Here is a 16,271-nt window from a genome sequence, read left to right as displayed (position 1 = left end):
CATGACCGAACCCCTGGGGTTGTCGATCGGGATGACCAACCTGGTCGCGGCCCGTGTGGGTCACCCGCCGGTGACCCGGCGATCCATTCTCAACCTCTACGCCGACCGGGCACCCGAAGTGGGCGCACCGGCCGAGATCGCCGGCTTCACCGAGCCCCAACTCGTCCTCGACGGTTTCGTCGAGCGTGTCGGCGACCCGGTCCCCGTGGTGGCTGCCGACGGTTCGGCACATCGCGGCGAGCAGTCCCTGGCGCGCGCCCTGGATGCGATGGCGCGCCTGGTCGACGGCGGCGCCCCGATCGCCGTCGCGGTTCCCGCGCACTGGGGGCCGGGCACGGTGGGCGCCCTGCGCGGAGCGCTGCGGGGAGAACCCCGGCTGTCCCCCGGTGGCGTCCCGCCGGCCCTGATCCCCGACGCGACGGCCGCGCTGGCCGCGCTGCGGGTGGCACCGGGACTACCGGCACAGGGGGTCATCGTGCTGGTCGACCTCGGCGGCAGCGGATCGAGCGTCACGCTGGCCGACGCCGGCTCCGGCGCCGCCACGATCGGGCAGACCGTCCGCTATCCGGAGTTCTCGGGTGAGGGGATCGACCAGGCACTGCTCGATCACGTGCTGTCCGGGATCGCATCGGCCGAGACCGCCGACCCGGCCGGCACCGCAGGCACCGCCGCAGTCGGTCCGCTGGCCCGGCTGCGCGACAACTGCCGCGCCGCCAAGGAACGGCTTTCCGGTGAGACGGCCACCGCCGTTGCCGTCGAGCTGCCCGGCTTCCAGTCCGACGTCCGGGTGACCAGACCCGAGCTGGAACAGCTGATCTCCGAACCGCTGACCGGCCTACTGTCGGCGATCGAGGATGCCTTGCAGCGCAACGGCATCGCCGCCGGAGACATCTCGGCGGTCGCCACGGTCGGCGGCGGCGCAGCGATCCCGCTGGTGACCCAGCGCCTGTCGGAGCGACTGCGCGCACCCGTGATCACCACCCCCCAGCCGGCTCTCAATGTCGCCGCGGGCGCGGCGCTGGTCGCCAACCAGAGCCTGGCCGCCGACGCGCCGACCGGGATGGCCCCGGCAGCCGACGCGCCGACCGCCATGGGCCATGCCGCCTGGGCGGCCGGCGCCGCCGGATTGGCCGCCACCGAGTCCGCCGGAGACGGAGCCCCGTCGGCGACGTTCCGCGCGCTGGCATGGTCGCAGGACGACGCGCCCGGGGCGGCCGATCCGTTGCCCTACACCGGCGAGGACTACACCTCTGCCGGGACGTATCCGGACCCCGGCGGAACCGCGGCTCGTCCCGCGGTCGATTTCGCCCGTCCGGACGAGCCCTTCGACGACGAAGTCGCCCCGCTGCCCTGGTACAAGCGCCCGCCTGTGCTGTTCGGGGTGGCAGCCGCGGCGGCACTGCTGGCCGCCGGTGGTCTGGCGGTGACGTTGACGAGTTCACCCGGCGAAAGCGGCACCGTCACCGAGACCGCCCCGGTGCCGTCGGAGACAGTGCCGGAGCTGCCTCCACCGGTCACGACGGTGACGGTCGGTCCCGACGGCGTGGCCACGACCACGGTGAGCCAGCCGCCTCCGCCACCACCGTCGCCCGCCCCGACGACGCCGGTGACCACGACCGAGACGACGTCGCCCACCACCACGACCACGACGACCACCACGACCAGCCCGACCACCACCACGACCAGGACCACCACCACCCAGCCGACCACCACCCAGCCGACCACCACCCAGCCCCCGCCGACGACGACGCCACCGCCCACGACACCGCCCACGACGGTGCAGCCGCCACCTACCGTGGATCCACCCGACCCGGTCGTGACCACGGTCATCGTTCCTGAAGCCGGCGCCTGATTGCGCTGATGACCAGTCCGGCGGCGCTACGGCTCTCGGATCTCCCGCCGGCGGCACGCGACGTCGTCGCGGACGTCGACGCGGACCCGCAGGGGGTGGTGAAGCTCGTCGTCGCAGGTGGTGTGGGCACCGGCAAGTCCACCGTGCTGGCCGCGGTGCGCTCGGCGCTGCGCCGGGCCGGCCGACCGGTGCTGAGCCGCTCCCGCGGACCCGACGACCCCGCCGACGCCGCGATCGTCGTCGACGACAGCCATCTGCTCGACGACACCGAACTGGCCCGGCTGACCCAGCTGGTGACCGATCCCGGCGCAACCTTGGTGGTCGCGACCCGACCGCTGGCTCACCGTCGGTCGCTGCGCGAGTTGTTGACCGCGCTCGAGCGCGAGCGGCCCGCCGTGGTGCTGGGTCCGCTGGCGCCGGTGGAGCTCAGCAGGATCGCGGCCGCCACCTTGGGGGTTCCGGCCTCCCCGGAGTTGGTGCGGGCCTTGATGACGGCGACGGCCGGGTTGCCCTTCCTGGTGCGGCCCGCCCTGTCGGCGGCCGCCGAAGGAGGGACGGCCGTCGGGCAAGCGATGGCGCAGGCGGCGCGTTTCGGGCTGATCGAGCGGCTGCGCGGCTACGACGAGCGGTTGCTCGACACCCTCGTCGTGTCATCGCTGAGCTTCGACCTCGGCCCCGACGACGTGGGCGCGGCGCTGCGGCTGCCCTCCGAGCAAGCGCTGGCGTCGGTCGACCAGGCCCGGGCCTGCGGACTCGTCGAGCCGTCATACCCTCCGTTGTTCCAGCGCATCGTCCACGATGCAGTGGCCCAGATCGTCGGCGCTGCCCGACATCACGAGATCGAGCTGGCGGTACTCGCTTCGCAACTTGAATTATCCACTCTCACAAGCGATCTGGCGCTGCGCCTGGCCGAGCACGGACTGCGGGACCAGCGCCTGGCCACCGCCCTGACCGAGCTGGCCGAGCACACCCGGGACCGTCCGGCCCGCACCGCGCGCCTCTATCGCGCCGCAGCCGAGGCCGGGGCCACCACATCGACAGCGCAGCTGGCCGACGCACTCGCCCTGACCGGCGACTGCACGACGGCGGCCCGGCTCGCCGACGAGCTGCTGACGTCCTCGGATCCCGACGAGCGCAGCGCGGCGGTGCGCATCGCGGCCAGCATCGCACTGCACGACGGCGCCGCGGCGCAGGCGCACGCGCTGTTCGGCTGGCTCGGTCCGGTCCCCGACGCCGTGCTGGGCGCCGCGGCGACGATTGCGGCGTTGGCAGCGGGTGACGCCCCGGCGGCGCGGTCGACTGTGCAGGCCCCGCCCTCGGGGCCGCCGACCTCGACGGCGCGCGCGGCAGCCGGCCTCACCGAGGGCCTGCTCATGACGCTGGATCGGCCGTACCCGACCGCCGTGGCCCGGCTCAGCCAGTCGCTGGGCTCCGATCTGGGTCTGGCCATGACCCTGCCCGACACCCCGACCGCCCTGGTGGCCCTGACCGCGTTACACGGTGGCGACGCGGTGCGGGCGCGCAGTGTGGTGGGCCGCGCCGTGCACACCGACGGCCGCCACGAGCCCGCCGATGCCGCGTTCGCCACACTGCGTCACCGGCTGCTGCAGGGCTGGGCGTTGATGCAGGACGGCCACCTACAGGCTGCGGTCGCGGCCGTCCGGCCCGATGACGGGCAGGTGGCGCACCGGCGCGACGCGCTGTGGGCGGCCGCGCTGCGGACCGCCGTCGCCCGCCGCAGTGGCGACAGCGGCGCCATGCAGAAGCACTGGTACTCCGCAATGGAGGTGCTCGCGGAGTACTCGGTCGACGTGTTCAGCATGCTGCCCCTCGGTGAGCTGTGGATCGCCGCCGCCCGGATGCGGCAGGTCGATCGGGTACGACACGCGCTCGACGAGGCGTTCGCGCTGCTGCACCGACTGGGCGATCCGGTGCTGTGGGCCGTTCCCCTGCACTGGGCCGGGGTGCACGCCGGGATCCTGGCCAATTCGCCGGACTCGGTGGCCCCGCATGGGCAGGCACTCACCGCGGCTGCGCCACAGTCGTCGTTCGCGCGGGCGCTGGCCGCCGCCGGCCGGACCTGGTTGAAGGTGCTGGCCGATCAGGTGGAAGTCGAGGAGGTGGCGGCCGCGGCGCGTGCCCTCGCCCAGTTCGGCCACACCTGGGATGCCACTCGGCTGGCCGGGCAGGCGGCGCTGCAGACATCCGACCCGCGCGCGTCGCAGGCAATGCTGCAGCTGGCCCGTGATCTCAAACACACGTCGACGGGTGACACCGTGTCCGACGCCCCGGACGGCGGTAACGCACCGGTGGCCGTGACAGCCTCCGCCCGCCCCACCACGGCCCGGCTCTCCGACCGCGAACGCGAGGTCGCCGAACTCCTGCTGCAGGGTCTGCCGTACCGCGACATCGGCGCTCAACTGTTCATTTCGGCCAAGACCGTCGAACATCACGTGGCCCGGATCCGCCGCCGACTGGGCGCCGAATCGCGCTCGGAGTTGTTGTCCATGCTGCGCGCGCTGATGGACTGATCCGCGCCTGACCGGACGTTCCAGCCACGAGTTAGGCCAGCCTTTGTAGCGGCCTTTCCGCGGCGGATGTCACTATGAGCAGGCACCGAGCTAAAGTTACTGACCAGTAACATACTGTAAGTTACCCACGGGTAACGCGAAAACCGGAGGCCCGCGTGGATACGCAGATGTTGATCAGGATCATCGTCGGGGTCCTGATGATCGCCGTCGTCGGCGTGTTCGCCGTCAAGCGCGTCCTCTGGCTGACCACGTTGATCCGCTCCGGCCAACCGCTCAGCGAGGGCAACAACCGCAAAGACCACCTACAGAAGCGCATCACCACCCAGTTCGAAGAAGTGTTCGGGCAAACCCGGCTACTGCGCTGGTCGATCCCCGGCATCGCCCACTTCTTCACCATGTGGGGCTTCTTTGTCCTGGCGACCGTCTACCTGGAAGCCTTCGGGCTGCTCGTCGACCACGACTTCCACATCCCGCTGATCGGCCGCTGGGATGCGCTGGGATTCCTCCAGGACTTCTTCGCCGTCGCGGTGCTGGCCGGCATCATCACCTTCGCGATCATCCGGATCGTGCGCGAGCCTAAGAAGCACGGCCGCGACTCACGCTTCTACGGTAGCCACACCGGCGGCGCCTGGCTGATCCTGTTCATGATCTTCAACGTCATCTGGACCTACGCGCTGGTCCGTGGCGCGGCCGCCGTCGTCGGCAACCTGCCCTACGGCAACGGCGCGTTCTTTTCGCAGTTCATGGGCTGGATCATGCGCCCGCTCGGGCACACCGCCAATGAGTGGATCGAGACGTTCGCGCTGCTCGCCCACATCGCGATCATGCTGGTCTTCCTGCTGATCGTGCTGCACTCCAAGCACCTGCACATCGGCCTGGCGCCGATCAACGTCACGTTCAAGCGGCTGCCCGACGGCCTGGGCCCGCTGCTGCCGGTGGAGTCCAAGGGCGAGATCGTCGACTTCGAGGATCCCGCCGAGGACGCCGTGCTGGGCCGCGGGAAGATCGAGGACTTCACCTGGAAGGGCTACCTCGACTTCACCACCTGCACCGAATGCGGCCGTTGTCAGTCGCAATGCCCCGCCTGGAACACCGGCAAGCCGCTGTCCCCCAAGCTCGTGATCATGAACCTGCGCGACCACATGTTCGCGAAGGCGCCGTACTTCCTCGACGGCAAGGAGAGCCCGCTGGAGAACACCCCCCAGGGTGGGCTCGGTGAGGAACTCGGCGGTGAAAAGCGCGACGAGAAGCACTCGCACGACCATGTACCCGAATCCGGCTTCGAGCGGATTCCGGCGGACTCCCCGCTGCAGGCCACCCGTCCGCTGGTGGGAACCCTGGAGCAGGCCGGTGTGATCGACCCGGACGTGCTGTGGTCGTGCACCACCTGCGGCGCCTGTGTCGAGCAGTGCCCGGTGGACATCGAGCACATCGACCACATCGTCGACATGCGCCGCTACCAGGTGATGATGGAGTCCGAGTTTCCCGGCGAGCTCGGCGTGCTGTTTAAGAACCTGGAGACCAAGGGCAACCCCTGGGGTCAGAACTCCAAGGACCGCACCAACTGGATCGACGAGGTCGACTTCGACGTGCCGGTCTACGGCCAGGACGTGGAGTCGTTCGACGGGTTCGAGTACCTGTTCTGGGTCGGCTGCGCCGGCGCCTACGAGGACCGTGCCAAGAAGACCACGAAGGCCGTCGCCGAGCTGCTCTCCGCCGCCGGGGTGAAGTTCCTGGTGCTCGGCGAGGGCGAAACCTGCAACGGCGACTCGGCCCGACGCTCGGGCAACGAGTTCCTGTTCCAGCAGCTCGCCGCCCAGAACGTGGAAACCCTCAACGGGCTGTTCGAAGGTGTGGAGCGGGTCGACCGCAAGGTCGTGGTCACCTGCCCGCACTGCTTCAACACCCTGGGCCGCGAATACCCGCAGCTCAACGGCAACTACACGGTGCTGCACCACACCCAGTTGCTCAACCGGCTGGTCCGGGACAAGAAGCTGGTTCCGGTCACGTCGGTGACCGGGGACGGCAGCCCGGCGGGCCAGGAGATCACCTACCACGACCCGTGCTACCTGGGCCGGCACAACAAGGAGTACTCGGCGCCGCGTGAGCTGATCGGGGCGTCCGGCGCGAAGCTGACCGAGATGCCACGGCACGCCGACCGCGGCCTGTGCTGCGGTGCCGGCGGGGCGCGGATGTGGATGGAAGAACACATCGGCAAGCGCGTCAACGTCGAGCGCTCCGAGGAGGCCGTGGACACCGGGGCGTCGGCGATCGCGACCGGCTGCCCGTTCTGCCGGGTGATGATGACCGACGGCGTCGACGATGTGTCGGCCACCCGCGACATCGAGAAGGTCGAGGTCCTCGACGTCGCGCAGCTGCTACTCGGGTCGCTGGACAAGAGCACGTTCACGCTGCCCGAGAAGGGCACCGCCGCCAAGGAGGCCGAGGAGCGCGCGGCCCGGCTCGCGGCACAGGCGCCCGCCGAGGTCGAGGAGGCCCGCGAGGAGGCCGTCGAGGAGACCCGCGAGGAAGCCGAAGCACCCGCAGAAGCCGCAACCGACACCGCATCCAAGCCGGTGACCGGCCTCGGTCTGGCGGGCGGGGCCAAGCGCCCGGGCGCCAAGAAGACCGCAGCAGGTACCACCGAGGACACGTCGGCTCCGGCTGCGCCCGCGCCCGCGAAGGGCCTCGGCATCGCCGGCGGAGCCAAGCGCCCCGGCGCCAAGAAAAAGGCCGCCCCTGCGGCAGCCCCCGCGCAGGCGTCCGCTCCTGCCGAGGCGCAAACCGAGGCGCCTGCCGACACACCGGCCAAGCCCGAGCCCGAGGTCAAGGGCCTCGGCATCGCGGGTGGAGCCAAGCGCCCCGGCGCCAAGAAAAAGGCCGCCCCTGCGGCAGCCCCCGCGCAGGCGTCCGCTCCTGCCGAGGCGCAAACCGAGGCGCCTGCCGACACACCGGCCAAGCCCGAGCCCGAGGTCAAGGGGCTGGGACTCGCCGCAGGCGCCCGCCGCCCCGGCGCGAAGAAGACGCCGGCCAAGCCGGTGCCTGCCGCGACGCCTGCCGAGCCTGAGTTGCCGAACGAGGGCGCCGGTACCGTCGTCCAGCCGCCGAATGTCGACCCGGACCAGGCCGTCGCCGGGACCGAAGCGGCCGACACCGCCGACTCCGACCGGGGTCTGACGCCGTCCAAGCCCGAGCCCGAGGTCAAGGGTCTGGGCATCGCCCCTGGTGCCCGCCGGCCCGGACGGCGCTGACAGCTCCGAAGGCTCCGAACGCTCGCGTCGAGAGTGCGTTCACGGTCGTTGTGATCGCCCAGCAACGACCCTGGGCGCACTCTCGATTCATATTTCGGTGGACGACGGTGCGATCATGAGTTTCGTGAGTACCCATCAGGCGTCGTGGCACACGGGAAGTGGCCAGCATGGGCGCCAGCGTGAGTTCACCCAGTCGAGCAAGCTGCAGGACGTTCTCTACGAGATCCGCGGCCCGATCCACGAGCACGCCTCCCGCCTGGAGGCCGAGGGCCACCGGATCCTGAAGCTCAACATCGGCAACCCTGCCCCGTTCGGGTTCGAGGCCCCCGACGTGATCATGCGCGACATCATCGCCGCGCTGCCCTACGCGCAGGGCTACTCCGACTCCAAGGGGATCGTCAGCGCCCGACGTGCGGTCTTCACCCGCTACGAGCTCGTCGACGGCTTCCCGCGCTTCGACATCGAGGACGTGTTCCTCGGCAACGGTGTCTCCGAGCTGATCACGATGACACTGCAGGCTCTGCTCGACAACGGTGACCAGGTACTGATCCCGGCACCGGACTACCCGCTGTGGACGGCGTCGACCGCGCTGGCCGGCGGCACCCCGGTGCACTACTTGTGCGACGAGACCCAGGGCTGGAACCCCGACATCGCCGACCTGGAGTCCAAGATCACCGAGCGCACCAAGGCGCTGGTGGTGATCAACCCGAACAACCCCACCGGCGCGGTGTACAGCCGCGAGATCCTCCAGCAGATGGTCGAGCTCGCGCGCAAGCATCAGCTGCTGCTGCTGGCCGACGAAATCTACGACAAGATCCTCTACGACGACGCCGAGCACATCAGCCTGGCCACCCTGGCCCCGGATCTGCTCACGCTGACGTTCAACGGGCTGTCGAAGGCTTACCGCGTCGCGGGTTACCGCTCGGGCTGGTTGGTGATCACCGGTCCCAAGGAGCACGCGAGCAGTTTCATCGAGGGCATCAGCCTGTTGGCCAACATGCGGCTGTGCCCGAATGTGCCTGCCCAACATGCGATTCAGGTTGCACTTGGCGGTCATCAGAGCATCGAGGACCTGGTCCTGCCCGGTGGCCGTCTGCTCGAGCAGCGCGATGTCGCGTGGGAGAGGCTCAACGAGATCCCCGGTGTGTCGTGCGTGAAGCCTCGGGGTGCGCTGTACGCCTTCCCGCGGCTCGACCCCGAGGTGTATGACGTCGCCGACGACGAGCAGTTGGTCCTCGACCTGCTGCTGCAGGAGAAGATCCTGGTCACCCAGGGGACCGGATTCAACTGGCCCACACCGGATCACCTGCGTATCGTGACGCTGCCGTGGGCGCGTGACCTGGCCAACGCCATCGAGCGGTTGGGCAACTTCCTGGTCAGCTACCGGCAGTGAGGCCGAGGGCCTCTACCCTGTGCGGGTGGCGCACTCACACCCGCACTCGCACTCACTGAGCGGTCCGTCCCCGCTGGGACCGCTGGCGGCACGGATCGTCGTCGGCCTGCTCGTGGTCACCGGTGTCGCGGTCCTCATCGGTGCCGCCCTGCTGTGGCCCAGCGGCGACAAGGCCGACATCCCGTTGCCCTTCCAGAACGCCGCGGGCGGGGCCGTCACGACCGAGGTCGGGCACGTGGAGTCCACCAGCGCCGCGGTGTGCGGCAGTCCGTCGGCGGGCGCGGTGCTGACTGCGCCCCCGATCCCGGCCGACGGGCAGAACGCCGGATGTGTGCACACGCTGGTGGCCATCGACTCCGGGCCCAACCGGGGGGCCAACACCCTGCTCGAGTTCAGCGGCGGTCCCGGTCAACCTGTCCTGGCCGTCGGCGACGACATCCGTCTGAGCAGACAGGTCGACGACACCGGTATCACCACCTACGCGTTCTACGACTACGAACGCACGTGGCCACTGACCGCATTGGCCGCCGTGTTCGCTGTGGTCGTCGTCGCGGTGGCCCGCTGGCGGGGGTTCCGCGCGCTAATCGGCATCGTGATCGCCTTCGGTGTGCTCGTGGTGTTCCTGCTGCCGGCGCTACGCGACGGCGCGCCCGCCGTTCCGGTATCCCTGGTCGCCTCCTCGGTGATCCTCTACGCGGTGATCTACCTCGCCCACGGTGTCAGCCTGCGCACCAGCGCCGCGCTGCTCGGAACCCTGGCCTCTATGCTGTTGGCGGCGGTGTTGTCCTGGGCGGCAATCGAACTGACGCATCTGACCGGACTGTCTGAAGACCAGAACAACCAGGTCGCTGCCTATATGGGCAACGTGTCGATCACCGGCCTCTTGCTGGCCGGCTTCATCATCGGTTCGCTCGGCGTGCTCAACGATGTGACGGTCACCCAGGCGTCCACCGCGTTCGAACTCGCCGCACTCGGCGATGGGGCCGGACGTCGGGAGATCTTCGTCGGTGCGATGCGGGTCGGCCGCGACCACATCGCCTCCACCGTCTACACCCTGGTGCTGGCCTACGCGGGCAGTGCGTTGCCGCTGCTGTTGCTGTTCAGCGTCGCCAACCGCTCCCTGGGCGATGTGCTCACCAGCGAGAGCGTGGCCATCGAGATCGCCCGCTCCGCGGTCGGGGGTATCGCTTTGGCCCTGTCGGTGCCGCTGACCACCGGCATCGCGGCCGTGTTGGCCACGCCGAACCGCGATCGGCGCTGAACGTTTGGCGCAGGGTGCCCCGGGTACTCGGCGGCGGTGAGTGAGCCCCAGCACACCTCGGACGTGACCTTGGAGGTGGACGGCCACCGGCACGCGCTGACCGTCGATCACCGCCTCACCCTGCTGGACGCCCTGCGCGAGAAACTCGGGGTCACCGCCCCGAAGAAAGGGTGCGACCACGGACAGTGCGGATCGTGCACCATCCTCGTCGAGGGCCGCCGGGTCACCAGCTGCCTGACGTTCGCCGTCGCCGCCGACGGGGCACGCATCACCACCGCTGCCGGACTCGGCACCGCCGACGATCTACATCCGGTGGCGCAGGCCTTCCACGACGAAGACGCGTTCCAGTGCGGCTACTGCACCCCGGGCCAGATCTGTTCGGCGATCGGAATGATCGACGAAGTGAAAGCGGGCGCACCGAGTGTGGTCAGCGACGACCTGGAGGCCTCGCCGGAGCTCACCGCCGACGAGATCAGGGAGCGGATGAGCGGCAACCTGTGCCGGTGCGCCGCGTATCCGAACATCGTCGCCGCGATCAGCAAGGCGGCCGCGTCATGAAACCGTTCCGATACCACCTCGCCACCAGCCCGGACGACGCCGTCGCGACCCTCGCCGGGAGTCCCGACGCGGCCTATCTCGCCGGCGGCACCAATCTCGTGGATCACATGAAACTCGGTGTGGCCCAACCGACTCTGCTCGTCGATGTCAGTCGACTCGCACTCGACGAGGTCGAGGAGACCGAGCAGGGCGGGATACGCATCGGCGCCAACGTGCGCAACAGCGATCTGGCCGCGCACCCGGTGATCCGGTCGCGCTACCCCATGCTGTCGCGGGCGCTGCTCTCCGGCGCGTCGGGCCAGTTGCGCAACGCGGCGACAACGGCCGGAAACCTGTTGCAGCGCACTCGATGTGTCTACTTCCAAAACGTCACCACACCGTGCAACAAGCGCGACCCCGGCAGCGGCTGCTCGGCGATCGGCGGCTATGTCCGCTATCACGCGATCCTCGGCGCCTCGACGCACTGCGTCGCGGCCCACCCCTCCGACATGGCGGTGGCCATGGCCGCATTGGACGCCCGGGTACTGGTCGAAGGGGTCGACGGTGCGCGCTCGGTCCCGATGACGGATTTCCATCGGCTTCCGGGCGACGAACCCCAGCGCGACACCGTGCTTCGGCACGGCGAATTGATCACCGCGGTGGAACTGCCCGCTCCCCCGACGGGCGCGCTCTCCGACTACCGCAAGGTCCGTGACCGGGCATCCTATGCGTTTGCGCTGGTATCGGTGGCCGCCGAACTCAGCTTCGTCGGCGAAGCCATCGCCACCGCGCGCATCGCGCTCGGTGGGATCGCGCACAAGCCGTGGCGGGCCCGTCACGCCGAGCGGTTGCTGGCCGGGGCAACCGCCACCCCGGACACCTTCGCAGAAGCGGCCAAGGCCGAGCTGTCGGGTGCCGAGCCGTTGCCGGGCAACGAGTTCAAGGTGGAACTGACCCGCCGAACGCTGATCGCGCAGCTGCGCATGCTGACCGAACGGGGCACCCGATGACCCTTCTCGAACCACGCGCCATCGGCGCATCGGTCGCGCGCCGCGACGGCCGCGCCAAGGTCACCGGCACCGCCCCCTACGCCTTCGAACACCGCACCGACGAGCCGGTGTACCTCCACCCGATCCAGGCCACGATCGCCCGTGGCCGGGTCGTCGCGATGGACGTCGGCGCCGCGCACGACCTGACCGGCACCCACGACGTCCTCACGGTGTTCGACGCGCCCGAACTGGCCGATACCTCCGACGGCGAACTGGCCATCCTGCAGGACACGCGGGTGCATTTCCGCGGCCAGATCATCGGCGGCGTGGTGGCCGCGAATGCCGAGATCGCCCGTGAGGCAGCGGCCCTGGTCCGTGTGGAATACCTCGCCGAGCCGCATGACGTGGAGCTGCGTGCCGACCATCCGGGCCTCTACACGCCCGAGTCGGTGAACCCGTCGTACCCGCCGGACACCGACGACGGCGACGTCGACACGGCGTTGGCCGGCGCGCGGTACACCGTGGACCGGACCTACACCACACCCATCGAGCACAACAATCCCATGGAGCCCCACGCGTGCATCGCACAGTGGACCGCCCGGGACGGCGGGGTCGCGGTCACGCTGTTCGACTCCACCCAGGGCGTGCATGTCGCACGCAAGACGCTGGCACCGCTGTTCGGGCTCGAACCCGGCCAGGTCCGGGTCCTGGCACCGAACGTCGGCGGCGGCTTCGGCTCCAAGGGTGCTCCGCACGCCCACAATGTGCTGGCGCTGATGGCCGCCCTGCGTGCCGGCGGGCGTCCGGTCAAGCTGGCGTTGACCCGCCAGCAGATGTTCTCCCTCGTCGGCTACCGCACCCCCACCATCCAGCGGGTGCGCCTGGGCTGCGGCGAAGATGGCCGGCTCACCGCGATCGTGCACGATGTCGTCGAACAGACCTCTGCGGTGAAGGAATTCGCCGAGCAGACCGCGGTCACGTCCCGCAAGATGTACGCCGGAGCCAACCGCAGGACGTCGCACCGGCTGGCCGCGCTGGATGTCGCGGTGCCGTTCTGGATGCGGGCCCCGGGCGAGTGCCCGGGCACCTACGCCGCCGAGGTCGCAATGGACGAACTCGCCGCAGCGGCGGGTATCGACCCGATCGAGCTGCGGATCCGTAACGATCCTGCGGTGGACCCGGAAACCGGAAATCCCTGGTCAGCAAGACATCTGGTGGAGTGCCTGCGGCTGGGAGCCGAACGATTCGGCTGGGCTTCCCGCAACGCGCGGCCGGCCGCCAGCTGTGTCGGTGACTGGTTCACCGGGATGGGAGTGGCGTCGGCGACCTATCCGGGAATGGCGATGCCGGGTAACGCGGCCCGCATCACCTATGCCGCCGAGGGTCGTTACGAGGTGCACATCGGCGCGGCCGACATCGGGACCGGGACCTGGACCACGCTGGCTCAGATCGCCGCGGACGCGCTGGCGTGTGAACTGGCAGCGGTCGACCTGCGTATCGGCGACAGCGATCTCCCGTCGGCTTCGGTGGCGGGTGGGTCATCGGGTATCACGTCCTGGGGTTCGCCGATCGTCGCGGCGGCGCGCCAGTTCCGCCGTGATCACGGCGACCCCCCTGCCGTCGGCGCTTCCACCACTGCCGAGGCACCCGACAATCCGGACGCGGACGCGTTCACCGTGCAGTCCTTCGGAGCGCATTTCGTCGAGGCCCATGTCAATCGGGACACCGGCGAGGTGCGGGTGCCCCGCATGTTGGGCGTGTTCTCGGTGGGGCGGGCCATCAACACCCGTACCCTGCGGTCCCAGCTGATCGGCGGTATGACGATGGGACTGTCGATGGCGCTGCACGAGGAGAGCGTGCGCGATTCCCGCTTCGGGCACGTCGTCACTCAGGACCTGGCGACCTATCACTTCAGCGCACACGCCGACGTGCAGGATATCGACGCGATCTGGCTCGACGAGGTCGAGGAGCACTTCAACCCGATGGGGTCTCGCGGCGCCGGGGAGATCGGCATCGTCGGTTCGGCCGCGGCGGTGGTCAACGCGGTCTACAACGCGACCGGGGTCCGAGTGCGGGATCTGCCGGTCACGGTGGACAAAGTGCTGGCCGGATTGGGCGCACCCTGAATCAGGCGGCGTCGGCCGGCGCCATCCGGTGCCGGCAGGACGCGACAAAGCCCTCCAGAATGCGATAGGAGTATTCGCAGCCGGCCCAGTTGACCTCGGGATGCCATTGCACCGCGGTGACCGGGTGGTCCACGGATTCGAAGGCTTCCACCAGACCGTCGGGGGCGTGCGCGGCGGCGATGAAGCCCTCCGCGAGCCGACGTACCCCCTGGTGGTGCTGGCTGTTGACCTGCATCCGGGAGCCGGCTTGCGTCCACTGCGCGATCCGGCTGCCGTCGACAAGCTCCACGTCATGCGCGGTGCTGAGCAGCGCCTCCTCCCCCAGTCGGTGCGCGATCGGCGAGCCGAGATCACGTGGCAGATCGGTGTAGAGGACACCCCCGCGGGCAGCCGTGACGAGCTGGGCGCCGCGGCAGATCGCCAGAGTGGGCAGGTCGTGCCGCCAGGCGGCTTCGAACGCCGCGATCTCGTTCTCGTCGCGGACCGGGTTCACCCAGCTCAAAGTCGGGTCATCGGTCGGCCCTCCCCACCGACGGGGATCCACATCGCCACCTCCGCTGAGGATCAGACCGTCCACGGTCCCGACCGTGTGATCGATGTCAAGGATCGAGCTGCCGCACTCGACGGCCATCGGAATCGCTCCGACAGTTTGCAATCCGTTGAACATGTTGCGCCAGTGCACCATCCGGTCGAGCTCCCGGGCGTTGAGGGTGACGGCGATGAGCGGCTTGGCGGCCATGGGGTCCTCTCGTCGGAGTCTGTGTCAGCTCAGTCGGACCGCGATCCTGCGAAGTAGTTTGGTCGCCAGGATGTACGGCGTCGCGCCGAACGGCCACTGCGATACGACTTTCCCGGTTCCGGCACGGAAGTAGTTGTCCGTCTTGGCCCACACCGTCTTGGCGAGCTGTGCCTGCAACCAGTCGTTGTAGATGACGAACGCCGCCCGGCGCACGTCGATAACCCGGCTTCCGGTTCGCGCGGCACGGTTGATCAGTGCCGCTGCGAAGTCTGCCTGTGCCTCGTAGAAGTGCACGAGGGGAACCGAGTTGGTGTTGGGGCCGTACATGATGAAGAAGTTTGGGAACCCGGGCACCATCATCCCGAGGAAGGCTTCAGGCTCGCCGCGCCAAGCGCTGTGCAATTCTTGGCCACCCTGCCCGTACACCTGATAGTTGCCCAGGTAGTTCGCCGCGTCGAAGCCGGTGGCCAGGACGATGACGTCGAGGTCATGCTCGTCACCGTTGGCATCGACGGCACCGGTGCGGGTGAGCCCTTTGACGGCATGTGGGACGAGGGAGACCTTCGGGCTGCGCAGCGCCGCGTAGTAGGTGTCACTACACACCGTCCGTCTGCCCTCGAAAGGAATTGTCGGCGTAACTTTTTCGAGGATGTCAGGACGGTCGGCGAGTTCCCGTCGCATGAAGTCCAGTGCGATCTGATGCCGGCTGCGGTTGAACCGACCGGTGCTGCGGGCGTGACTGGACCGCAGTTGTCTGCGGTCGTAGTCCAGATAGAGCGCCCACCGCCGCCATGAGTAGACCGCCCGCAGTTTGTTGAGCCGCCGCTCCCGCGGCGTGAAGTCTCGACTGTTCTTGGGCACCACCCAGTTGGGTTCGAGCTGGAAAATGGTCACGTCACGGGCGACCTTCTCGGCCTCGGTGACCACCTGTACCGCTGAGGATCCGGTGCCGAGAATGCCGACAGACTTGCCGGTGAGGTCAAGGCCGTCGATCCAGGTTGAGGTGTGGCACATTGCACCCTGAAACTCGTTGTCACCACGGGCGAATGGTGGGATGACAGGGATGTTGAGGAATCCAACGGCGCTGATGACAGCGGTGAATTGTCCATGGTTGGAACCAGAGGACGTGGAGACAGTGTGGGTGTGCTCCTCATCGGACCAGCGCACATCGACGACCTTCTCGTTGAACCTGATCCGCCTCGGCAGGTCCCAGTCGCGCGCGACCCGCTCGAGGTACTGCTGCAGTTCCTGCCAGCCCACGTGGGTACGGGTCCAGTCGCTGCGCGCGAAGGAGAACGAGTACACATGGGACTCCAAGTCGACCTCCGCACCCGGATAGCGGTTGAACCACCAGGTGCCGCCGATCCCCTCGGACTGTTCGAAGATGACGAAGTTCTCGATACCTCGACGGCGCAGAGCGATCGCCGCTGCCAGACCGCTGAAGCCGGCACCGATGATCGCCACGCGTGGGCTCTGGACGGTTGCGGTCATCGGCGCTGTTCTCCTCGTTCGTGCCCGAGTGGGCAAAAGCAGATAAGTCTTATAGGTCGAGTATTTAGACCTATAAGGTCGGTGTCAATAGCCGATGGCTA

The 16,271-nt window shown here is 69.0% G+C and carries 10 protein-coding genes; 8 read left to right on the top strand and 2 right to left on the bottom strand.

Annotated elements, in window-relative coordinates:
* The first annotated feature begins 1 nt into the window (after nt 1).
* The 8 genes from ACNUDN_RS02325 (at nt 2) to ACNUDN_RS02290 (ending at nt 13,940) form a co-directional block, all read left to right on the top strand.
* The gene (locus ACNUDN_RS02325; protein ID WP_419120444.1) at nt 2-1,852 is read left to right on the top strand and encodes an Hsp70 family protein; all 1,851 of its coding nucleotides are present in this window, start codon (nt 2-4) and stop codon (nt 1,850-1,852) included.
* Nucleotides 1,853-1,860: 8 nt separating this feature from the next.
* Nucleotides 1,861-4,383: an isoniazid response ATPase/transcriptional regulator IniR gene (gene iniR / locus ACNUDN_RS02320; RefSeq protein ID WP_419120443.1), complete on the top strand. Its 2,523-nt coding sequence runs from the start codon at nt 1,861-1,863 to the stop codon at nt 4,381-4,383.
* 155 nt (nt 4,384-4,538) lie between these two features.
* Nucleotides 4,539-7,634, top strand: a complete 3,096-nt coding sequence (locus tag ACNUDN_RS02315) for a heterodisulfide reductase-related iron-sulfur binding cluster (protein WP_419120442.1) — start codon at nt 4,539-4,541, stop codon at nt 7,632-7,634.
* 115 nt (nt 7,635-7,749) lie between these two features.
* On the top strand, nt 7,750-9,027 hold the full coding sequence (locus ACNUDN_RS02310) for a pyridoxal phosphate-dependent aminotransferase (protein ID WP_419120441.1): 1,278 nt from the start codon (nt 7,750-7,752) through the stop codon (nt 9,025-9,027).
* Nucleotides 9,028-9,052: 25 nt separating this feature from the next.
* Nucleotides 9,053-10,288 (top strand): YibE/F family protein, encoded by a 1,236-nt coding sequence (locus tag ACNUDN_RS02305; RefSeq protein ID WP_419120440.1) that lies wholly within the window; start codon nt 9,053-9,055, stop codon nt 10,286-10,288.
* Nucleotides 10,289-10,324: 36 nt separating this feature from the next.
* Nucleotides 10,325-10,846, top strand: a complete 522-nt coding sequence (locus tag ACNUDN_RS02300) for a 2Fe-2S iron-sulfur cluster-binding protein (RefSeq protein WP_419120439.1) — start codon at nt 10,325-10,327, stop codon at nt 10,844-10,846.
* The gene (locus ACNUDN_RS02295) at nt 10,843-11,835 is read left to right on the top strand and encodes an FAD binding domain-containing protein (protein WP_419120438.1); all 993 of its coding nucleotides are present in this window, start codon (nt 10,843-10,845) and stop codon (nt 11,833-11,835) included. Before ACNUDN_RS02300 ends, ACNUDN_RS02295 begins: the two co-directional genes overlap by 4 nt.
* A complete protein-coding gene (locus ACNUDN_RS02290) occupies nt 11,832-13,940 on the top strand; it encodes a xanthine dehydrogenase family protein molybdopterin-binding subunit (RefSeq protein WP_419120437.1) in 2,109 nt (702 codons plus the stop codon). The genes ACNUDN_RS02295 and ACNUDN_RS02290 overlap by 4 nt, the downstream gene beginning before the upstream one ends.
* 1 nt (nt 13,941) lies before the next feature.
* Here ACNUDN_RS02290 and ACNUDN_RS02285 read toward each other — a convergent pair whose 3' ends face one another.
* Both ACNUDN_RS02285 and ACNUDN_RS02280 read right to left on the bottom strand, forming a co-directional pair.
* Nucleotides 13,942-14,679, bottom strand: a complete 738-nt coding sequence (locus ACNUDN_RS02285) for a gamma-glutamyl-gamma-aminobutyrate hydrolase family protein (RefSeq protein WP_419120436.1) — start codon at nt 14,677-14,679, stop codon at nt 13,942-13,944.
* A 24-nt stretch (nt 14,680-14,703) separates the two neighbouring features.
* Nucleotides 14,704-16,170 carry a flavin-containing monooxygenase gene (locus ACNUDN_RS02280; RefSeq protein ID WP_419120435.1) on the bottom strand — a complete coding sequence of 489 codons (1,467 nt, stop codon included), beginning with the start codon at nt 16,168-16,170 and terminating at the stop codon, nt 14,704-14,706.
* Nucleotides 16,171-16,271: the final 101 nt, after the last annotated feature.

Source organism: Mycobacterium sp. smrl_JER01 (assembly GCF_048513595.2).
Lineage (GTDB): Bacteria > Actinomycetota > Actinomycetes > Mycobacteriales > Mycobacteriaceae > Mycobacterium.
This window is presented reverse-complemented; position numbering and strand designations above follow the sequence as displayed.